Below are 20660 nucleotides of genomic sequence, written 5' to 3'. Positions count from 1 at the left end.
GGGGGTCCCAAGAAGCCCAGGGTTCCTCGAAACTCAGGGTCCCTCGAAGCCCGGGCCCCTCGAAGCCCACGGTGACCGGCAGTACTGACCGGTACCCGCGGCTGGACAGGTGTCAGGGCGTGCGATCCGGAAGGTACAAGCGACCGCCTGGACGGATCAGCGAACTGCTCAGCCCGTTGAGACGCATGATCTCCCCGGCAGTCGCAGCCGGGTCGTCCCCAGGGGACACCGCGGCGGCGATGCTCCACAGCGTGTCGCCCTTCTCCACGATCACCCAGGGCAGCCCCTCGTGCCCCAAGCCGCTCGACTCCTGCGCGATCGCCCAGCTGGTCGCCTTGGCACCGAGCACGAACCCGCCCAGCGACAGCACCGCGAACAACCCCACCACCACGACCCGCCCCCGCCTGGTCAACCGCATCGGACGCCGCCGAACCGCCTCGCCTCGTGGACCGGGCACCGCCGCCAGCCGTACCCGGGGGGCGGTCCGCCCCGGTGCCGCCCGCACCGCCTTCCTCCGCCTGCCGAACAGGCGCCGTCCCCGCAGCACACCCAGCCGCGGACCCCGCCCGCCGCCGGCTCTCGTATGGACCGCCCGGCCGCCCGTCGCCTCAACGCCGCTCAGCCAGCGCGTCGGCTCGCCGCCTCGCCTCTCCGCGGTTCCTCGTGGCGTGTTCATCGCTGCCCCCGGTTCTCCCGTTCGCTCCCCCGCGCGAGGCTCTCGTCGAGGCTGAACCGGCTCCTGTGCCGCGCCGCCCTGAAGAACCCGCAACCGCCTGTCCCCCGACCGGCGTGTCCCCGTTACCCGGCGCTCCTCACCGCGCCCCTCGCCACCCCTTCGAGCCTCAGAACGACGCCCCCGCCGATCCGGCTCCGCCACTCCCCCCACCCGGGGGCCTCTCCCGTACGGCGCGGCCGCTCCCCTCTCTCCGCGTGCTCCGCCGTACGACCCCACCGCTTCGCCCTCCCCGCCGCCGCCCCCGGACAGCCCCGCCGCTCTCCTTGTCCGCTGGCCGCCCTCTGGCAGCCCCGTCGCCTCACTCGCCTGTCGCGCTCCCCCGTACGATCCCGCCGCATCCCTTGCCCGGCGACCCCCTCGGTACGACCCCGCCGCCACTGCTCCCTCACCGCGGTTTCGCTCGTACGGCCCCGCCTCTCTCACTTGACGCCCGTACAGACCCGCCACTTCACTCTCCCCGCGACCTCCCCCAGGCCGACCCGCCCCTCCTGTCGATGGCCTCGGAACCGGCCCCACGGGTGACGCCTGCCCGTTCAGCGCCTTGTCGGCAGGGTGGGCCGGGTCGCCGCGGACCTGGCCTTGGGAGATCGCCTGGCGGTCGCTCTCCGGGGGTGGACCGCCGGCCGTACCGGCGGATGGGCGGGGTGGGGGCACGAGGCGGAGGCGGCGCGCGCCCACGGGAGCGCGGCGGCGCTCCTCTCTCGTGATGTCGGCGATCAGGGTCAGTTGGCTGTCTTGGCTGGTTGTATCCGTGGTTGTGGTCGCCCGCACTGATGACCTCCCGCCACCGTCGACCCAAGGAAAAGGCCGAATAAAGATCAGCGAATCGAACACGGTGTCGATCGAACTCCCGTACGATGTTGTACACCACGTCACCGATGATTTCGAGGAAGACTCGAACAATTGTTTGAAGTTGATCTCAATCGGAGGTACGGTCGCTGTGTGCGACATGAAGACCACGGACCGGAAGGCGCGCCGGTGAGGCGGGCCGCCGGGCGAGGAGGAGAGCATGAGCGAGCGGAGTGACGACAACGGCGTCAGCGACCTTGCGGTCCGGCGTCGCGACTCCCTGGGCCTGACGCCCAGGCAACGCAAGATCCTTGAGGTGATCCGCGACTCGGTGCAGCAGCGGGGCTACCCGCCGTCCATGCGCGAGATCGGCGAGGCGGTGCAGCTGACGAGCACGTCCAGCGTGTCGCACCAGCTGACGGCGTTGCAGCGCAAGGGCTATCTGAGGCGTGATCCACACCGGCCCCGCGCGCTTGAGGTCAGGCTGCCGGGCGAGCCCGTGCTGTGGGTGGACCCCGACGGCAGCGAGGACGAAGCTCCGGTGAGCAGGCCGACCGCGGCGTACGTGCCACTGGTCGGGCGCATCGCCGCCGGTGGTCCGATCTTGGCCGAGGAGAGCGTCGAGGACGTCTTCGCGCTGCCCAAGCAGCTCGTCGGCGAGGGCACGCTCTTCCTGCTCCAGGTCAGCGGTGACTCGATGATCGAGGCGGCCATCGCCGACGGCGACTGGGTGGTCGTACGGCAGCAGCCGGTCGCGGAGAGCGGCGACATCGTGGCAGCCATGATCGATGGCGAGGCCACGGTGAAGACGTTCAAGCGCAAGGACGGCCATGTCTGGCTGGTCCCGCACAACTCCAACTACGACCCGATCCCGGGCGACGAGGCCAGCGTCCTGGGCAAGGTCGTCGCGGTCCTCCGCCGCCTCTAGCCTCAGGGCTCTCCACCGCTCGATCGGCCCTCGCGTGGGGCTGGTCGAGCGTCCCGTGGCGCACGCCCACACAAGGTCGGCGACGTCAATGCCACACGCTTCCTCGGGGCGCGAGGTGGCATGGGCTCGAAACGACCGGCTCCCCACCGCTCGATCGGGCCCTCGCCGCTGGCCGAGTGGTCCATGACGCATGCCGCACAAGGTCGGCGACGTGAAAGCCCCACGCTACCTCGGGGCGCGAGGTGGCGTGGGCTCGAAACGACCGACTCTCCGCCAAGGGCGACCGGTCGAAGCGTCGGTGGTGTGTCGTACAACGCCTTGGACCGCGAGGTGGACGTGCTCCTCTCGATTGCTCTGATGAAGTGCTGCCGCCTGAGGTGCATGTTCCTGGGCTGCAACGTGGGCTTGGGTCGCTCGATCGATCCTCCGGCGGGGGCGGTCGATCGGGCGGCCCATGACGCGTCGCATAAGCGTGCCTCTGCCCTGTGGCGTGGAACCTGGCCGCAGTGGAGCTGCTTCGCCCCTCGGGAGGCGGGCCGCCCAGCACCTAGCCGATTGCTGAAAGCTACTTCGGGGATCAGCGCACGGAGCGAAGGTGCCACCCGCTCGCGCCCGAGGCCGCTCGAGCCCGAGGCCGTACGACCCGAACCCGTACTGGTGGGTTCTCGTGGCTTCAGGGCTTGGGGGCCCGGTGGCGTACCGGATAAATCGTGCGTCTTAGGTGACTCTGGTCAGGTGGACGAAATCACCCTTAGGCCCGTCAAAGACGGGCTGAAGTGGGCGAATGCCGGGCCGGACGTCATCGCCTGCTGGATCGCCGACATGGACTTCCGGACCGCACCCGAGATCATCGAAGCGCTCCAGCGACGTGCCCACGGCGATCTCGGCTACCCCGCCTGGGCCAGTGAGCCACAGGCGGGACCCCTGGCCGAGGCGTTCGCCGAGCGCATGCTGGCCAAGTACGGCTGGGCCGCGGAGCCGTCATGGGTGCGCTCGTTCACCGACCTCAACCAGGCGCTCCAGGTGATCCTGCACCTCACCACCACGCCCCGCGACGGCGTGGCCATGCAGGTCCCGGCCTACCCGCCGTTCCTCGGCACGCTCGACGAGATGGGCCGCCGCCTCCACACCGACCTCGCGGACCTGACCGGATGCCGCGCGCTCGTCCTGGTCAACCCGCACAACCCCACGGGCAGGGTCTTCACGAGGGCCGAGCTCACCGCGCTCGCCGAGCAGGCCGAGCGGCACGATCTGATCGTCATCTCCGACGAGGTGCACGCAGACCTCGTGTACGAACCCGGGCGGCACATCCCGTTCGCCGCGATCCTCCCCGACCGCACCATCACGCTGACCTCCGCCACCAAGGCCTTCAACCTGGGCGGCATCCGCTGCGCGCTGGCCCATGTCGGCCCCTCGTGGGTGCGCGAGGCGCTCCAGGCCCAACCCTCCTTCCTGTACGGCGGAGCCAACGTCTTCGGCGTCGAGGCCACCGTCGCCGCCTGGCGGCACGCGGACGGCTGGCTACGCGAGACCATGACCGTGCTCGACCGCAACCGGCGTCTCATCGCCGAGCGCTTCCCCGGCTACGTGCCGCCCGAGGCCACCTACCTGGCCTGGCTCGACCTGGGGCGTCCGGGCATGGCGGAGGTCCTGGAACGCGAGGCGAAGATCCTGGTGAGCGACGGCGCCGCCTTCGGGCCCGGTGGGGAGAGCTTCGTCCGCCTCAACTTCGCCACCTCCGAGGCCATCCTCACGGAGGTGCTGAACCGCATGGACAGAGCCCTCGCCACAGACCTCCACACCTGACCCGATGCGGGGTGGGCGTAGGACGTGTCCGCCTTCGTGAGCCGTGCGACGGGTGGCCCGGCCGCCGCGTAGCCGGGCGTGAGTGCCGGGGAGCCGCCGGGCAGGTCAGCTCGCAGTCGGGCGGCACGGCGATCAGATGCGCGCCTCTCGTGACCGGGTCGGCGGCCGGGCACGAGAGGCGCGTTCTCCTACGGCACGGGAGGCAGGTCGGGCGGCGTCGCGGCCGGGTGTTCCTCCAGCGCCGCCAGCGCCAGCTCCACCGCCTTCTCCAGCTGCGGGTCGCGTCCCGCCACCCGGTCCTGCGGCGTGATGACCACCTCGATGTCAGGATCGACGCCGTAGTTCTCCACGCCCCACCCCTGGCCCTCCAGCCAGAAGGAGTAGCGCGGCTGCGTGACCACGGTGCCGTCGACCAGCTGGTAGCGCCCGTCGATGCCGATCACGCCGCCCCACGTCCGGGTGCCGACGAGCGGGCCGATGCCGCGGTTCTTGATCCCCGCGCTGACGATGTCGCCGTCGGATCCGGCGAACTCGTCGGTGACCGCGACGATCGGCCCGCGCGGTGAGTCCTCCGGGTAGCGCATGGGCTCGTACCCGCGCGAGATCGCCCATCCCGACACCTTGCGCGACAGCTTCTCCAGCACCAGCTCGGAGGTGTGTCCGCCGCCGTTGCCTCTGACGTCCACGATCAGCCCCTCCTGCGGCATCTCGGTGCGCAGGTCTCGGTGGAACTGCGCCCAGCCGTTGGCGACCATGTCGGGCACGTGCAGGTAGCCGAGCCTGCCGCCGGAGGCCCGCCTGACGTAGGCGCGGCGGTTCTCCACCCAGTCGTGGTAGCGCAGCGCGGTGTCGTCGGTCAGCGGGGTGACGACCACGCGGCGGGTGTCGCCGCCGGCGGCGGGGCGGACGGTCAGCTCGACGGGCTGCTCGGCCGTACCGGCGAGCAGGGGTTGCGGGCCGCGCACCGGGTCCACGAGGCGGCCGCCCACCGCGACGATCGCGTCACCGGGGCGGACGGCCACGCCCGGCGCGAGCAGCGGCGAGCGGGCGGCGTGGTCGGACGACTCGCCCGGCAGGATGCGGGTGATCACCCATGCGCCGTCCTGGACGGCCAGGTCCGCGCCGAGCAGGCCCTGGCGGCGCCTGGGGTCGATCGCCTGGCCGTTGGGCCTGGCGTAGGCGTGCGAGGTGGCCAGCTCGCCCTGCACCTCCCACAGCAGGTCGATCAGCTCGGAGTAGCTGCCGATGCGCTCGACCAGCGGCGCGTAACGGGCGAGCGTGCCGGCCCAGTCGACGCCGTTCATGTCCTCGCGCCAGAAGTGGTCGCGCATGAGCCGGCCGGCCTCGTGGTAGGCCTGCCGCCACTCGGCGACGGGGTCGATGGTGACGGGGACCCTGTCGAGGTCGATGGTGATGACCTCGTCGCCCTCGCCCGCCGCGCGGGTCTGCAGGCCGTTCTTGCCGTTGGTGACCAGACGCGTGCCGTCGCCGCTGACCTCGAAGGCGCGCACCTCCCTGGCCAGCTCGGACCTGCCGCGCTTCTTGAGGTCGTAGCGCTCCAGCACGACCTCCTCGCGCTCGTTGCCGTCGCCGAGCTCGCCGGCGAGCGGGTGGCGCAGCCACAGCAGCGCCTCCTTCGCGGTGCGGAGGTTGCTGTACCGTCCCGCGGGGACGGGTACGGCCACGACGCGGGCGGGCAGCCCCTCGGCGTCCACCTCGGTGACCGGCTTGGCGTCCTTCTTGTCCTTGCCGTCCTCGGTGGAGTCCTCGGCTCCGTTGAAGCTGCGGCCCTCCAGGGAGGGCGCGAACGGCGAGGAGGTGGTCGCCTGCAACGGCACGATGTACGGCTTGGCGCCCGCAGGGAAGGACAGGTCGAACACGTGGGCGTCGTAGACCGGGTCGAACGTCCTGATCGACAGGAACGCCAGGTGCTTGCCGTCCTTGGTGAAGACGGGGGCGTAGTCGCTGAAACGCTGCGAGGTCACGTCGATGGTGGACGTGCCGTCGACGCGGCCCATCTTGATCTGCCGCAACGGCTCGTGGTGCGGGTGCGACCAGGCCAGCCAGGCCGAGTCGGGCGAGAAGGTGATGCCGTTGATGTCGCCGTTGGCGGTTCTGTCGAGCTCCCTCACCGAGCCCGACGAGGTGCCCGCGGAGGTGTCGACGACGAGCAGGCGGCCGTCGTGGGTGGCGAGCGCGACGTGCTTGCCGTCCGGGGCGGCGGCCAGATCGAGGACCCGCCCGATCTCGCCGGCGGCGAGCGTGCGGATCTCTCCGCCGGGCCTGCCGATCTCCAGCGCGTCCTCGCCGGTCGCGTCGCTCACCCAGACCGCCAGACCGTCGTCGCTGAGCACGCGCGGCAGGCGGGCCCTGACGCCCGGCTCGGCCCGCAGCACGCCCGAGGGCCCGTCGCGGTGGGTCACCCAGTGCGCGGTGCCGCGGATCTCGACCGTGCTGGCGCGGCCCGTGACGTCGGGCGCGAAGTCGCTCACCTTGCCCGGCGCGGGGCGCTTGGCCCGCGCCGGGCGCGGACCGCCGAGCCTGACGTCCAGCTCGTACGGCTCGCCGTCCAGCGAGTCGAGCATCCAGAGGCCGCCCGCGTGGCTGTAGATCACCCGGGTGCCGTCGGTCGCCGCGTGCCTGGCGTAGAAGCCGTCGTGGGAGGTGTGCCTGCGCAGGTCGGAGCCGTCGGGCAGGGCCGAGTAGAGGTTGCCGTTGCCCTCATGGTCGGCCAGGAACGCGATCCTGTCGCCGACCCACATGGCCGACCAGTACTGCGCGGTGCTGTCGGCGAACAGCCTGGTGAACTCCCCCGACCCGGCCGCGTCGATCCAGATCTTGGCCGCGGTGCCGCCCCGGTAGCGCTTCCACTGCGAGGGTTCGCGCCAGATCGCCGACACCGTAACGACGCCGCCGGCCTCGTTGACCGCCGCCTCGCTGACCCACCCGTACGGCAGGCGCTCGGCCGGCCCGCCGTCGAGCGGTACGGCGTAGGCCCACATCCGGTCGCGGGAGGGCTGCGCCGCCGGGCTGATCGCCAGGACCCTGCCGTCGTTCGTCCAGCCGCGCACGCCCGTGACGGCGTTGCCCCAGTGCGTGAGCCGTTCGCCCTCGGGTCCGTCGACCTCGGCGGCGAAGACCTCGGGGGCGCCCTCTCTGGTGCTGGTCCAGGCCAGCCGGGTGCCGTCGGGAGAGAAGCGGGGGAACGAGGCGGGAGTGCGGTCGGCGGTGAACCGCCATGCCCTGCCACCGTCTACGGGGGCCAGCCAGACGTCGTCGTCGGCCACGAAGGTGATCAGGTCTCCGTGCAGGTGTGGGTACCTCAGGTAAGCGCCAATTGTCACAGATGCACACTAATGCGGGACCTGGCCTCGCGGCCGAAGATTTTTCTCGCCGCGAATCCCGGCCGTTCACGGGGTCTCGACCAGCTCCAGCAGCTTCGTCACGGTGTTCCAGTTGCGCATCGTGCCGGCGTTCTTCGACCTCTTCTCCAGCAGCGGCGGCAGCTTGGGCCTGGCCAGGCCGTTGGGGAAGTCGATGTACAGCTCCCGCTCGCCGAGCCGCATGACCTCGGGCGCGTAGGCCGCGGGGTCGATCGCCTCCAGCTCCTCGCGGTCGGGCGGCGCGGCCAGGAACACCACCCCGAACTTGGCCGGCTCGCGCACCTCGAGCGGGTTGTGCTCGACCACCGCCCGCAGCTCGTCGGCGGTGCGCACCATCACCGCGACGGGAAGGCGGAGCCTGTCGCGGATGGCCTGCTCGATCTGCTCCCTTGGCTGCCGTTCTGCGGTGAAGACGGCGTTGCCGCTGCGCAGGTGGGTGCGGACGGCGGTGTAGCCGAGCCCTTCGAGCAGGCCGCGCAGGTCGGCCATGTCGATCTGGGTGCCGGGATTGACGTTGATCCCGCGCAGGAGCGCCACGTATCGCATGTCTCGAACGCTACGCCGGGAACCTGCCAACTACGGTCAGGTATCACGGCGAACGAGCCGACGTCACGGCGGGCACCGAAGTCCTGCTGGAGGATGCGTGAAAGACGGACGGCCACCGAGTGACCCCGGTGGCCGTCAGCCCGCCTTGCCGTACCCGCCGCTCTGCCCGCGCCTCGCCGCACGCGCGGCGAGGAAAGAACGTGCGGCTAGGGAACGATGTTGACCAGCTTCGGCGCGCGGACGATCACCTTGCGCGGGTCGCCGGACAGGTGCGCGCGCACCTTCTCGGAGGCCAGCGCCAGCGCGCGCAGGTCGGTGTCGGAGATGTCGGGCGAGACCTCCAGCCTGTCGCGCACCTTGCCCGCCACCTGCACCACGCAGGTCACGGAGTCCTGCACCAGCAGCGCGGGCTCGGCGACCGGCCAGCCCGCGTGGGCGACCGAGCCGGTGCGGCCCAGGCGCTCCCAGCCTTCGGCCGTGGTGTACGGCGCGACCAGCGACAGCATGACCGCCAGCGCCTCGGCGCCCTCACGCACGGCAGGGTCGGCGGCGCCAGGCCCGGAGTCGATCGCCTTGCGGATCGCCGAGGTCAGCTCCATCATGCGGGCCACCGCGACGTTGAACTTGTGCGACTCGACCAGCTTGGTGACCTCGTCGATGGTCCTGTGCGTGAACTTGCGCAGCTCCAGGTCGCCGTCGGCGAAGGGGACGCCGGGCTCGCTGGCCACCTCGTTGAACACGCGGAAGACCCTGGCCAGGAACTTCTGCGAGGCGGCGGGCGAGACGTCGGCCCAGTCGATGTCGTCCTCGGGCGGGCCGGCGAAGACCATGGTCAGCCGTACCGCGTCGACGCCGAAGGAGTCGATCTGCTCGCCCAGGTCGACGCCGTTGCCCAGCGACTTCGACATCGCCTTGCCGCCGTTGATGACCTGGCCCTGGTTCAGCAGGCGCAGGAACGGCTCGGTGAAGTCGACCATGCCCATGTCGTGCAGCACCTTGGTGAAGAACCTGGAGTACAGCAGGTGCAGCACCGCGTGCTCGACGCCGCCGACGTACTGGTCGACCGGGCCCCACTGGCGGACCTTCTCCACGTCGAACGGGCCGTCGGTGTAGCCGGGGTCGGTGTAGCGCAGGTAGTACCAGGAGCTGTCGACGAAGGTGTCCATGGTGTCGGTGTCGCGCTTGGCGGCGCCGCCGCACTTGGGGCACTCGACGTTCACCCAGTCGGTGGCGCTGGCCAGCGGGGAGACGCCCTTGGGCGACAGCGCCTCGCCGCGCAGGTCGGGCAGCGTGACGGGCAGCTGCTCGTCGGGGACGGGCACCTCGCCGCAGTCGGGGCAGTGGATGATCGGGATCGGCGTGCCCCAGAAGCGCTGGCGGGACAGCAGCCAGTCGCGCAGGCGGTAGTTGACGGTCGCGACGCCCGTGCCGCGCTCCTCCAGCACGTCGATGATCTTCGCGATCGCCTCGGTCTTGGTCAGGCCGTCCAGCGGCCCGGAGTTGACCAGCTTGCCCTCGCCGGGGGTGGCGACGCCGGTCTCGCCGGGGTCGGCCAGGCCGGTGTGGACGACGACCCTGACCGGCAGGTCGAAGGTGCGGGCGAAGTCGAGGTCGCGCTGGTCGTGCGCGGGCACGGCCATGATCGCGCCGTGGCCGTAGTCGGACAGCACGTAGTCGGCGGCCCAGACCGGGATGCGCTCGCCGTTGACCGGGTTGATCGCGTGGCGGCCCAGGGAGACGCCGGTCTTCTCCTTCTCCAGGGACAGCCGCTCGATGTCGCTCAGCTTCGCGACCTCGGCGCGGTAGGCCTCGAAGGCCGCCCGGTGCTCGTCGGTGACGATCTCGTCGGCCAGCGCCGCGTCGACCGCGACGACGAAGAAGGTCGCGCCGTACAGGGTGTCAGGGCGGGTGGTGTAGACCGTGACCGGCTCGTCGCGGCCCTCGATCTCGAACTTCACGTCGGCGCCGGTGGAGCGGCCGATCCAGTTGCGCTGCATGGTCAGCACGCGCTCGGGCCAGCCGCCCTCCAGCCCTGCCATGTCGTCCAGCAGCCGGTCGGCGTAGTCAGTGATCTTGAAGTACCACTGGGTCAGCTCGCGGCGCACGACCTCGGCGCCGCAGCGCTCGCACTTGCCCGCGACGACCTGCTCGTTGGCCAGCACGGTCTGGTCGTTGGGGCACCAGTTGACCAGGCCGCCCTTGCGGTAGGCCAGGCCGCGCTCGAAGAAGCGAATGAACAGCCACTGGTTCCAGCGGTAGTACTCGGGGTCGCTGGTGTGCAGGCGGCGCGACCAGTCGAAGGAGATCCCGTAACGCCTGAAGGAGGTGGCCTGCGTCTCGATGTTGGCGTAGGTCCACTCGGCCGGGTGCGCGTTGCGCTTGATCGCGGCGTTCTCGGCGGGCAGGCCGAAGGAGTCCCAGCCGATCGGGTGCAGGACGTTGTAGCCCTTCTGGAACCAGTAGCGCGCGACGACGTCGCCGATGGCGAACACCTCGCCGTGTCCCATGTGCAGGTCGCCCGAGGGGTAGGGGAACATGTCGAGCATGTAGCGCCGCTCCCGGGTGTCGGCGGCGTCCTCGCTCGCCCGGAAGGGGTCCTGCTCCTCCCATCGCTGCTGCCACTTGGCCTGCAGCGCCTGCGGATCGTACTCACTCACGGCGATGTCCTTCGGTTGACTCTGACCCATAAGAAAACCCCCCGTTCACGCAACGAGGGGCTGCCGCGACGACGGGAGGTTCAGCTCGACGGCCGTCGCGGCCCGCTAAGGAGCTGGGTCGCGGAACGCATACGCCAAGAGTAGCGCAGCCCGCAACCCTTCGTCTTCAGGAAAAGCCATGCCTGGCAGGGGACATCCGGGCACAATGGACGCTTCTACTCCCGCGAGACCGAGGGTGGGGTATGCGACCTTCTACACTCCATGCGCCCACTTATGTCCCTTTAGTCTACTCTCGTCACTGTGGCGCGCTCAGCTGAGCCCGGACGGGAGCACGACGACCTGCCCATGCAGGATCCGCCGACCGATCCCACCGGCTTCTCACGTTTGGCTGCGGAACCACCGGCATCGCATGAGATCATGCCGGGTGCGTCCAATCCGGACATAACCTCGGGAGGTACGGCAGCAATGGCAACGGAGAATTCCGGAGCGTCACCCTTGCCGCCGTCCTGGCCCGAAGTGCCGACGTCGTGGCCAGAGGCTCCCCGCGACGAGCCGGTGCCCACGGCCTGGCCCGAGGCCCCGCGCATCGAGCCCGCCTCGGGCTCGTGGCCCGAGGCCCCCCGCCCATCCGGAAACGCGCCGAGCAGGCCCGAGCCGCCGCCCGCCCGCGACCCGCTGCCCGCCTGGTCCAACCTGTCCAGCCCGGCTCCGTGGCCGCCCAGGCAGGATCCCCTGCCCGGCACGCCCGCGCCCGACCCGCTCGCGTCGTCGTACGGCTCGGCAAGCGGCACCCACCCGGGGCCGAACCAGCCCAACGGCGGCATGCCCGGCGCCCAGCCCGGGTTCGACCCGCTCACCGGCGACCTCTCCGCCTCTCGGGTGCGCGACCCCCTCGCCGGGGTTCCCGGCCTCGACCCCATGAGCGCCCCCGGCCGGCCGGACCCGCTCGGCGGTCCCGCCGAGCACACCGTCGCCCTGGGCGCCCACGCCGCCCAGCAGGCCGCGCAGCAGCAGGCGCCGCCGCAACAGGCGCCGCCGCAACAGGCGCCGCCGCAACAGGGCGCGCCGCAGGAGGCACAGGGCGAGGCCCGTCCCGGGTCGAACCTGAGCCGCGACCCCTCCGACCCCGACCACCGCTTCGTCACCGCCGGTCAGATCAGCGGCTCGCGCACCCCGCCGCCCGAGCGCCAGCAGGAGCTCTGGGACAACGTCTTCGGCGACGAGTACGAGGGCATGGGCGACGACGGGCCCGGCAAGCCCGTGTGGCTCTACGCCCTGGCCGGCTCGGTCGCCATCGCGCTGGTCGCCGCCCTGCTGTGGGCCTTCCTGGCCGGACCGCTGGCCTCCGAGCCCGCGACCACCGCCGCCAGCGAGCCGTCGACCTCGGCCCCCGCCGGCAAGCCCACGGCCAAGAAGCCCAGCGTGGGCCGGCTGCCCAGATTCCCCGGCGACCCCTCCCCGGTGACCGGCGTCCTGGCCGATCCCGACGCGGGCATCTCCATCCCCCGCCTGGGCGGCCCGTGGAAGGCCGACGTCCGCACCACCATGAAGTCCACGTACGGCTACAGCACCCGCCAGTTCGCCCCCGCCGGCACCGACGCCGCTGGCAAGCCGGTCGTCGCCCAGATCATGACCGGGCCGCTGCCCGCCAAGCTGGCAGGCTCCTTCACCTCGCCGGAGAACCTCGAGCCGGTGATCAAGGCCGTCGTGGTCTCGGCCCGCAAGCTGTACTTCTCCACCCCGAACACCGCCAAGAAGACGGCCACCCAGGCGCTCAAGGTGGGCGGCCTGCCCGCGCAGCTGAACGCCTACGACGTGACCGTGGACGGCGTCAAGACGACCGTCGTCGCCGCGGCCGTCACCACCGGCGCCGACGTGCCCGCGATCGTGTACATGTCGGTCCCGGCGGAGCACAAGGAACTGCTCCCCGACGTCAACAGCGTCTTCAAGCAGATCAAGGTCACCGCGGCCTCCTGACCCGGCGGTCCCCATGGCGGCCGCCGTCTTCCCCGGCTCCACGCCCCCAGCGGTGACCGCCGGGGCGCCGGAGGACCCGGCCGGCGCCTCGCCGTCAGGCAGGGTGCCCTCCGCGAGGTGATGGCGGCACGCCTGAGAGGTGATCCTGATCCAAGGGGGAGCCACCCCTGGTCAGGCGGCGTCCGAGGTCAGAAGGTGCACTCCATGTGCTTGATCCCGTTGATGAAGCTGGAGTGCAGCCGGTCGGGCTTGCCGCCCTCGATGCCCGGCACGCGGCTCAGCAGCTCGCGGAACATCACCGTGATCTCCCTGCGGGCCAGGTGCGCGCCCAGGCAGAAGTGCGGGCCGGGCCCGCCGTACCCCACGTGCGGGTTGGGGTTGCGGGTGATGTCGAAGGTGTCGGGGTCGTCGAAGACCGCGGCGTCCCTGTTGGCCGACCAGTAGAACAGCACCGCCTTCTCGCCCTGGCGGTAGAGGTGACCGTTCATCTCGAAGTCGCGGGTGACCTTGCGGCGCATGAAGTTGACGGGCGAGGCCAGCCGGACGATCTCCTCCACCGCGCCCGGCAGGTGAGCCTCCGGGTCCGACAGCAGCAGCGCCCGCTGGGAGGGGTTCTTGGTGAGCAGGCGCAGGCCGTAGGAGATGGCGTTGCGGGTGGTCTCGTTGCCGGCCACCACGAGGAGGATGAAGAAGGAGCCGAGCTCCTGCATGGTGAGCCGCTCGCCCTCGAGGTTGGCGTTGACGAGCGAGGAGGTGAGGTCGGCGGTGGGGTGCTCGGCGCGGTAGGCCGCCAGGTCCTGGACCAGCTGCTGGAGCTCTAGGCCCGCGTTGAGCAGGCGTCCGGCGATGTCGGTGACGTCGCCGCCGGTGTATTCGGGGTCGAAGCCGCCGAGGATGAAGTTCGAGCGGTCGAAGACGAACCGGTAGTCCTTCTCGGGGATGCCCATCATGTCGCAGATGATCTTCAGGGGCAGCCTGGCGGCCACCTCGGTGACGAAGTCGCAGCCGGGCCCCTTGGCCAGCAGGTCGTCGACGATGCGCGCGGCGGCGGACTCCACGTCCGCCTCGAACTGCTTGATCATCTTGGGTGTGAAGGCGCGCGAGACGATCCTGCGGAGCCTCGCGTGGCGCGGGTCGTCCATGTTGATCATCGAGCCGAAGTACTCGGTGAACTCGGGCGGCATGTCGGGGATGTTGGTCGCGCCGCCCTGCCCCGAGCTGAAGACCGACGGGTTGCGGCTGGCCTCGAGGATGTCGGCGTGCCGGACCAACGCGTGGTAGCCGGGCCCCTTCGGGGCGAAGGAGACGTCCATCTCCTCGAAGAAGACGGGCTCGTCGAGCGCGCGCAACCGGGCGAACGCGGCCTCGCGCTCGGCCATGGGCAGCGCCCAGAAGGCCTGATCCGACAGGTCGAAGTCCACGAGCGTCATGAACTCCATGGTTGGTGGAAGTAAGCACTTACGTCAAGATTGTGTGGGAGTTCGACAACGTTCGCCCGCGACGTTCGTGTCTCCCGTCATCCGCGCCGGCGATCATCACCTTGCAGCGTGGAGGCATGAGATCTGACGTGGTGATCACCGGGCTCGGCGCGACCACTCCCCTCGGCGGCGACGTGGCGCGGTCATGGGCGGGGCTGCTGGCGGGCAGGTCGGGGGTGCGGCCGACGGAATGGGACCTGCCCGTGCGGATGGCCGCGCTGCTGACCGACGACCCCGCGGAGATCCTCGGCAGGCCGCTGGCCCGCCGTCTCGACCGCTGCGAGCAGGTGGCGCTGGTGGCCGCGCGGGAAGCGTGGGCCGACGCGGGCGCGCCCGAGGTCGATCCCGTACGGCTGGCCGTGGTGATCGGCACCGGCACCGGCGGCGCGCTGACCATGCTCGGCCAGGACGACGTCCTGGAGAAGGAGGGCGTGCGCAGGGTCTCGCCCCACACGGTGCCGATGCTGATGGCCAACGGGCCCGCCGCCTGGGTGAGCATCGAGCTGGGCGCGGAGGGCGGCGCGCACGCCCCCGTCAGCGCGTGCGCGTCGGGCTCGGAGGCGATCGCGCTGGGGCTCGACCTGATCAGGCTGGGCCGGGCGGACGTGGTGGTCGCGGGCGGCGCCGAGGCGTGCGTGCACCCGCTCACGCTGGCGGGCTTCTCCCAGGCCAGGGCGCTGTCCAGGCGCAACGACGAGCCCACGCGGGCCTCGCGGCCGTTCGACGTGGCCCGTGACGGGTTCGTCATGGGCGAGGGCGCGGGCCTGGTGGTGCTGGAGCGGGCCGAGTTCGCCGCGGCGCGCGGAGCCAGGGTGCTGGCGCGGCTGGGCGGCGCGGGGATCACCTCGAACGCCGTCCACATCACCGCCTCCGGCCTGGAGGGCCAGGCCCGCGCGGTCACGATCGCGCTGCGGGAGGCGGGGCTCTCCCCCGAGGACGTCGGCCACGTCAGCGCGCACGCCACCTCCACGCCCGACGGGGACGTGGTCGAGGCGGCGGCGATCGTCAAGACGGTCGGCGCGCACCCGCCGGTGACCGCGATCAAGTCGATGCTCGGTCACCTGTGCGGGGCGGCGGGCGGCGTGGCCGCGGTCGCGGCGGTGCGCTCCCTCATGGACGGACGCATCCCCGCCACCGTCAACCTCGACTCCCAGGACCCCGCGGTCGGGCTCGACATCGTGACCGGGTCCCCGCGCCCGCTGCCCCCGGGCGCGGTGCTCGTCAACGCGTTCGGGTTCGGCGGGCACAACGTCTCTCTCGTCCTCGGCAGGTGAGGCCTGCGAAAGTGGAGACACGTGGCGCCCGAAGCCCTGGTCCTCTTGCTGCGGTAAATACGTTGAACCCGCCGCGCGGCGGCCGTTAGGTTCGCCGCGTGACGTTCTTCTTCCGACTGCGCTGACCACCGCCGGCGGGCCGAGGCAGCCCAGACGCTCGCGCCCACCGCCGGCGATGCGGGACGGCTGTCCGCCGTCCCGGGTCGCGTCGTGGGAGAAGACAAGTGCATACGCTCCTGGTGGCCAGGACCGTGCGCGGCCTGGAGCCGCTGGTGGCCGAGGAGGTCGGCCACACCGTACGGCGGCGGCACCGCGAGGTGTGGTTCGAACGGGAGAGTCCCGATCCCGGCGTCCTGGATCTGCGGACGGCCGACGACGTGCTGCTGCCCGCGGCCGTCGGGTACGGGATCGGGCAGGCCAGGGCCGCCCTCGGCCGGCTGAGGACGCTCGCGGCCGACGTGGACGTCAGGGCCATGGCCGAGCTGAAGGCGGCCTTCGGCGGCTCTCCGCTGGTCAAGGGGGTGGACGTGTCCGCCTCCTTCCTCGGCCGCCGCGCCTACAACCGCTACGACCTGGAGGACGCGGTGGGCGATGAGCTCGCCGCGCGGCTGGGCGTGCCGTACCACTCGAGAAGGCACGGCCCGCCGCCGCCTGCCACGCTGTCGTGGCGGGTCAGCGTGGAGGGCGAGGAGGCGGCCATCGGGCTGCGGATCGCCGACCGGCCGCTGCACCGCAGGCCGTACAAGACGAGGACGGTGCCGGGCACGCTGCACCCGCCGGTCGCCGCCGCGATGGCCAGGCTGGCGGGGCTCGGCGCGGCGCGCACGGTGCTCGACCCGTGCTGCGGGGCGGGCACCACGCTCATCGAGGCGCGCGCGTGCGCGCCCCTGCTCCGCTACCTGGGCACGGACCTCAGCCCCTCGGCGATCACGTCCGCCGCGCGGAACGCGGGCCAGGACGCCGCTGAGAACGCTGGCGGGGGCGCAGCTGAGAACGCGGGCGAGAACGCCGCCGGGGACGTGGGCGAGGGCGGGATCGGCTGGGCGGTCGCCGACGCCGGGCGGCTGCCGCTGCCGTCGGGGGGCGTCGACCGGATCCTGGTCAACCCGCCCTGGGAGCGTCAGGTCGCCGCGGGCGGGCTGTTCGGCCGGTTCTGGAGGGAGGCGCGGCGGGTGCTGGCCGAGCGGGGCAGGGTGGTGGCGCTGCTGCCGCACCCCGTGGAGCCGCCCGGCTTCGAGCTGACCGACGCCGTCGGGGTGCGCCTCATGGGCCGGCCCGCCGTGATCGCGGTTCTCAGTCGCGCAGCCAGTCGAGGACCAGGTCGTTGACCCTGCGGGGCCGTTCGAGGTGCAGGAAGTGACCGGCGCCGTCGACGCGCTCGACCCTCGAGCCCTCGGGCAGGTGGGCGAGCGCGTCCTTGACCAGGTGCTCGCCCAGGCAGCCGTCCTGGGCGCCGTGCAGGTAGAGGACCGGCCTGGACGGCGCCGACGGCGCGGGGTACCTGCCGCTGGGCGGGGTGGTGCCGAGCATGGCGCGGTAGTAGCCGATGGCGGCGGCGAGGTTGGCGGGGGCGGCGAGGCTGCGCCTGACGAACTCGAGGTCCTGGGTGGCGTCGTAGCCGGGCGACCAGTCGCGCCACAGCCCCTCGAGGAAGCCGTCGGCCGCCGCGGCCTGCTCGGCCAGCCCCGTCTGGAACAGGAAGATGTAGAAGGAGCGCTTGAGCTGCTCGTACTCCATGAACCCGGCCAGCAACGCCCCAGGGGGAGGCACCGCCATGGCCACGGACCTGCGGAAGCGCTCGGTCGTGCCGTACACGGGGAAGGCGCCCCAGTCGTGGCCGATCAGCACCGCGTTCTCGTCGCCGCCGAGCTTCTCGTGCAGGGCGACGACGTCGGCGACCAGCGCCGCGTCCTCGTAGGCGCCGTCGGCGGGCACCTCGGTGGGCGCGTAGCCGCGCAGGAACGGCGCGACCGCGCGGTAGCCGCGCTCGGCCAGTTCGGGCATCAGGTGGCGCCAGGTGTGCGCGGTGTCGGGGAAGCCGTGCAGGCACAGGGCGAGGGGGCCGTCGCCCTGTGCCAGGTAGGCGAACTCGACCCCGTTGGCGTGGGTGGTCCTGATCTCCATGGCGGTCAAGTCTGCCACCGCCTCAGTGCGCGTAGCGCAGGCGCTTGACGCCGTTGATGAAGTTCGACAGCAGGAAGTCGGGCTCGCCCACCGAGCGGATCTGCGGCAGTCTGGTGAACAGTTCGCGGAACATCACCGTCATCTCCCTGCGCGCCAGGTGGGCGCCGAGGCAGTAGTGCGGTCCCGGGCCGCCGAAGCCGACGTGCGGGTTGGGGTCGCGGGTGATGTCGAAGGCGTCGGGGTCGGTGAAGACCGCCTCGTCCCTGTTGGCGGAGTTGTAGAAGAGCAGCACCTTGTCGCCCTTCCGGTACATCCCGTGGTCCTGGGTGACCGTCCTGCGGAACTGGATCACCGGGGTGGAGTAGCGCACGATCTCGTCGCACGCCTTGACGATGCGCCCGTCGAAGTCGGCCAGGAGGTGCTCACGCTGCTCGGGGTGGTCGGTGAAGAGCTTGAGCCCGTAGGCGATCGCGTTGCGGGTGGTCTCGCTGCCGGCCACGACCAGCAGGATGAAGAAGGAGCCGAGCTCCTGCGAGGTGAGCCGCTCCTCGCCGTTGACCAGCAGGCTGACCAGGTCGCCCGTGGGCCGCTTGCGCCGTTCGTCGCCGAGGCTGGCGGCCAGCCTGTTGAGCGAGTGGCCCGCGTGCAGGAGCTTGCCGAGGCCCTTGGCGACGTTCCACCGGTTGAGGTCGGGCCTGATGCCGGTGTACTCGGGGTCGGCGTTGCCGAGGATCACGTTGGTACGCCGCAGCACCATGTCATGAAATTTCGGCGGAATGCCCATCATGTCGCAGATGACACGGACGGGGAGTTTTGCGGCGATCTGCTGGACGAAGTCGCCCGGGCCCTCCTTGATCGCCTGGTCCACGATCTCGGCCGCCGCGACGGCCAGGTCGTCCTCCATCTTGGCCAGGATGCGCGGCGTGAAGGCCCTGGAGACGATCCGGCGCAGCCGGGCGTGCCTGGGGTCGTCCATGTTGATCATCGAGCCGAAGTAGACCGCCAGCCAGCGCGGCATGTCGGGGATGCTGTTGGAGCACGGCTCGCTGCTGAAGACGACGGCGTTGCGGCTGGCCTCTGTGACGTCGGCGTGCCTGACCAGGGCGTAGTACCCCTCGCCCGCGCCGATGAAGGGCACCACGTTCTCCTTGACGAACACCGGTCCGTCGAGCTCGCGCAGTCGCCTGAACGCGTCCATCCGCTCGGCCTGCGGGAGCCCCCAGAACGGGATCTGCGACAGATCGATGTCCATGTGCTCCATGGTTGACGCAAGTAATTACTTACGTCAAGGGTCCACGCCGCTCTCGGACGAGCATCGCCGCGGCCTTCTCGCCGATCATGATGGCGGGCGCGTGCGTGTGCCCCCTGTTGAGCGTCGGCATGATCGACACGTCGGCCACCCGCAGCCCCTCCACGCCGCGCACCCTCAGCTCGGGGTCCACCACCGACTCCGCGTCGACGCCCATCCGGCAGGTGCCCACCGGGTGGTAGAGGGTCTCGGCGCGCTCGCGCACCCACCGCTCCAGCTCCTCGTCGCTCTCCTGCCCCTGGTAGGGGGCCATCGGAGCCGTGGCGTACGGCCCGAGCGCGGCCGTCGCGAACAGCCGCCTGGCCAACCGCAGCCCCGCCACCAGCCTGCGCAGGTCGTCGCCCGCCGTCAGGTAGCCCGGGTCGATGACCACGTCGCGCCCGTTCAGCCCGATCCTGCCCCTGCTCTCGGGCTGCAGCAGCACCGCGCCGATCGTCAGCCCGTGCTCGGTGGGAGGGGTGAGCCCGTGCTCGAAGAAGAAGCCGGGGGCGAAGACCAGCTCGATGTCGGGCGCGGGCTCCTCCTCGGAGGACCTGACGAAGGCGACCGCCTCCCCCACGTTCGTGGTCAGCATGCCCTTGCCCAGCACCAGGTAGCGCAGGAGGTTGCCGAGCGTCTCGGCCTGCTTGGTGAGCGTGACGGGCCGGGGGCAGCTCATGTAGACGGCGGAGGCGAGATGGTCCTGCAGGTTCCTGCCGACCTCGGGCAGCTCGTGGACGACCGGCACACCCGCCTGGCGCAGCTCCTCGGCGTCGCCGACCCCCGAGCGCAGCAGCAGGTACGGCGAGCCGATCGCCCCCGCCGACAGGACGACCTCGCGCCTGGCCCTGATCTGGGCGCCGCCGGCGCGCTCGACGCCGACGGCCCGCCCGCCCTCGAACACCACGCGCTCGACCTGCGCGCCGGTGAAGAGCGTCAGGTTGGGACGCCTGAGCGCGGGCCGCAGGTAGGCGTCGGCCGCGCTCCACCTGCGGCCGCGCCGCTGGGTGACGGGCGTGGGGCTGTAGCCCTCGTTGGTGGGGCCGTTCAGCTCGGGGAGCCGGTGCAGGCCGAGCTCCTCGCAGGCGCGCAGGAAGGCGGACGTGACCGGGTTGGGGCTGCGCAGCTCGGAGATGTGGAGCGGGCCCGCCTCGCCGTACACACCGCCCGTGTTGCCGCCGGTGCGGCGCTCGGCCCGCTGGAAGTACGGCAGGACCTCGTCGTAGGACCAGCCGGGGATCTCCCACTGGTCGTAGTCGCGCCGGTGGCCGCGCACCCACATCTGGGCGTTGAGCGAGGAGGAGCCGCCGACCACCCTGCCGCGCGGCCAGTAGAGCTCGCGCCCCGCCAGCTCCCGCTGCTTGGCGGTGGAGTAGTTCCAGTCGTAGTCGGTCCTGAAGAGCTTGGCGAAGGCGACAGGCATCCGGATCTCCAGCTTGTCGTCCTGCCCGCCCGCCTCGACCAGCGCTACTGTCACGGAGGGGTCACTGGTGAGCCTGTTGGCCAGCACGCAACCGGCCGAGCCCGCACCGACGATCACGAAGTCATACTCCACAGTAAGTGCTTACTTCACCTGGCGGCCGTCGTCCATATCCATCTGTAACCTTTGTTACCTACCGGTTGGTATGCGGGGGCTGCGAAGATGTCGCGCGTAGTGACGTGCGAGGGAGGAAG

Annotated in this window: 13 protein-coding genes; 5 read left to right on the top strand and 8 right to left on the bottom strand. The window is 71.4% G+C overall.

Going from position 1 to position 20660, the window contains the following annotated elements; translation table 11 throughout:
* Positions 1-112 precede the first annotated feature (112 nt).
* Positions 113-676 carry a LysM peptidoglycan-binding domain-containing protein gene (locus tag H4W81_RS03715; RefSeq protein ID WP_192773479.1) on the bottom strand — a complete coding sequence of 188 codons (564 nt, stop codon included), beginning with the start codon at positions 674-676 and terminating at the stop codon, positions 113-115.
* Between the two features lie 1069 nt (positions 677-1745).
* Here H4W81_RS03715 and lexA point away from each other — a divergent pair.
* Both lexA and H4W81_RS03705 read left to right on the top strand, forming a co-directional pair.
* Positions 1746-2453 carry a transcriptional repressor LexA gene (gene lexA, locus H4W81_RS03710; protein WP_225958442.1) on the top strand — a complete coding sequence of 236 codons (708 nt, stop codon included), beginning with the start codon at positions 1746-1748 and terminating at the stop codon, positions 2451-2453.
* A 735-nt stretch (positions 2454-3188) separates the two neighbouring features.
* Positions 3189-4259 carry a MalY/PatB family protein gene (locus tag H4W81_RS03705; protein ID WP_318781501.1) on the top strand — a complete coding sequence of 357 codons (1071 nt, stop codon included), beginning with the start codon at positions 3189-3191 and terminating at the stop codon, positions 4257-4259.
* A gap of 188 nt (positions 4260-4447) precedes the next feature.
* Here the strand turns inward: H4W81_RS03705 and H4W81_RS03700 are convergent, their stop codons facing one another.
* The 3 genes from H4W81_RS03700 to leuS form a co-directional block, all read right to left on the bottom strand.
* Positions 4448-7603, bottom strand: a complete 3156-nt coding sequence (locus tag H4W81_RS03700; protein ID WP_192773478.1) for a S41 family peptidase — start codon at positions 7601-7603, stop codon at positions 4448-4450.
* A 66-nt stretch (positions 7604-7669) separates the two neighbouring features.
* Positions 7670-8188, bottom strand: coding sequence for a DUF1697 domain-containing protein (locus tag H4W81_RS03695; RefSeq protein WP_192773477.1), 519 nt, complete (start codon positions 8186-8188; stop codon positions 7670-7672).
* A 206-nt stretch (positions 8189-8394) separates the two neighbouring features.
* Complete coding sequence (leuS, locus tag H4W81_RS03690; RefSeq protein WP_192773476.1) at positions 8395-10875, bottom strand: leucine--tRNA ligase; 2481 nt, start codon at positions 10873-10875, stop codon at positions 8395-8397.
* A gap of 525 nt (positions 10876-11400) precedes the next feature.
* On the opposite strand from leuS, the gene H4W81_RS03685 reads away from it, so the two are divergent.
* The gene (locus tag H4W81_RS03685; RefSeq protein WP_192773475.1) at positions 11401-12822 is read left to right on the top strand and encodes a hypothetical protein; all 1422 of its coding nucleotides are present in this window, start codon (positions 11401-11403) and stop codon (positions 12820-12822) included.
* A 188-nt stretch (positions 12823-13010) separates the two neighbouring features.
* Here H4W81_RS03685 and H4W81_RS03680 read toward each other — a convergent pair whose 3' ends face one another.
* The gene (locus H4W81_RS03680) at positions 13011-14252 is read right to left on the bottom strand and encodes a cytochrome P450 (protein WP_192773474.1); all 1242 of its coding nucleotides are present in this window, start codon (positions 14250-14252) and stop codon (positions 13011-13013) included.
* A 125-nt stretch (positions 14253-14377) separates the two neighbouring features.
* Between H4W81_RS03680 and H4W81_RS03675 the strand changes: the two genes are divergently transcribed.
* Positions 14378-15574, top strand: coding sequence for a beta-ketoacyl-[acyl-carrier-protein] synthase family protein (locus tag H4W81_RS03675; RefSeq protein WP_192773473.1), 1197 nt, complete (start codon positions 14378-14380; stop codon positions 15572-15574).
* Between the two features lie 224 nt (positions 15575-15798).
* Positions 15799-16902, top strand: coding sequence for a methyltransferase domain-containing protein (locus tag H4W81_RS03670; RefSeq protein WP_192773472.1), 1104 nt, complete (start codon positions 15799-15801; stop codon positions 16900-16902).
* On the opposite strand, the gene H4W81_RS03665 is transcribed toward H4W81_RS03670, so the two are convergent.
* The 3 genes from H4W81_RS03665 to H4W81_RS49140 are packed head-to-tail and all read right to left on the bottom strand — an operon-like array spanning position 16868 to position 20541.
* Positions 16868-17716, bottom strand: coding sequence for an alpha/beta fold hydrolase (locus H4W81_RS03665; RefSeq protein ID WP_318781500.1), 849 nt, complete (start codon positions 17714-17716; stop codon positions 16868-16870). The genes H4W81_RS03670 and H4W81_RS03665 overlap by 35 nt on opposite strands.
* A gap of 4 nt (positions 17717-17720) precedes the next feature.
* A complete protein-coding gene (locus H4W81_RS03660; RefSeq protein WP_225958441.1) occupies positions 17721-18950 on the bottom strand; it encodes a cytochrome P450 in 1230 nt (409 codons plus the stop codon).
* Between the two features lie 28 nt (positions 18951-18978).
* Positions 18979-20541 carry a GMC family oxidoreductase gene (locus tag H4W81_RS49140; RefSeq protein WP_192773470.1) on the bottom strand — a complete coding sequence of 521 codons (1563 nt, stop codon included), beginning with the start codon at positions 20539-20541 and terminating at the stop codon, positions 18979-18981.
* Positions 20542-20660 lie beyond the last annotated feature (119 nt).

The organism is Nonomuraea africana (assembly GCF_014873535.1).
In the GTDB taxonomy this organism is placed as follows: Bacteria; Actinomycetota; Actinomycetes; order Streptosporangiales; family Streptosporangiaceae; genus Nonomuraea; species Nonomuraea africana.
Note: the sequence above shows the minus strand (reverse complement) of the source record. Positions and strands in the feature narration are given on the sequence as shown.

Excerpts from the sequence above, each read along its gene's own strand:
- lexA (WP_225958442.1), top strand. The coding sequence starts at position 1,746 with ATGAGCGAGCGGAGTGACGACAACGGCGTCAGCGACCTTGCGGTCCGG.
- H4W81_RS03695 (WP_192773477.1), bottom strand. The coding sequence starts at position 8,188 with ATGCGATACGTGGCGCTCCTGCGCGGGATCAACGTCAATCCCGGCACC.
- leuS (WP_192773476.1), bottom strand. The coding sequence starts at position 10,875 with ATGGGTCAGAGTCAACCGAAGGACATCGCCGTGAGTGAGTACGATCCG.
- H4W81_RS03675 (WP_192773473.1), top strand. The coding sequence starts at position 14,378 with ATGAGATCTGACGTGGTGATCACCGGGCTCGGCGCGACCACTCCCCTC.
- H4W81_RS03680 (WP_192773474.1), bottom strand. The coding sequence starts at position 14,252 with ATGACGCTCGTGGACTTCGACCTGTCGGATCAGGCCTTCTGGGCGCTG.
- H4W81_RS03660 (WP_225958441.1), bottom strand. The coding sequence starts at position 18,950 with ATGGACATCGATCTGTCGCAGATCCCGTTCTGGGGGCTCCCGCAGGCC.
- H4W81_RS03715 (WP_192773479.1), bottom strand. The coding sequence starts at position 676 with ATGAACACGCCACGAGGAACCGCGGAGAGGCGAGGCGGCGAGCCGACG.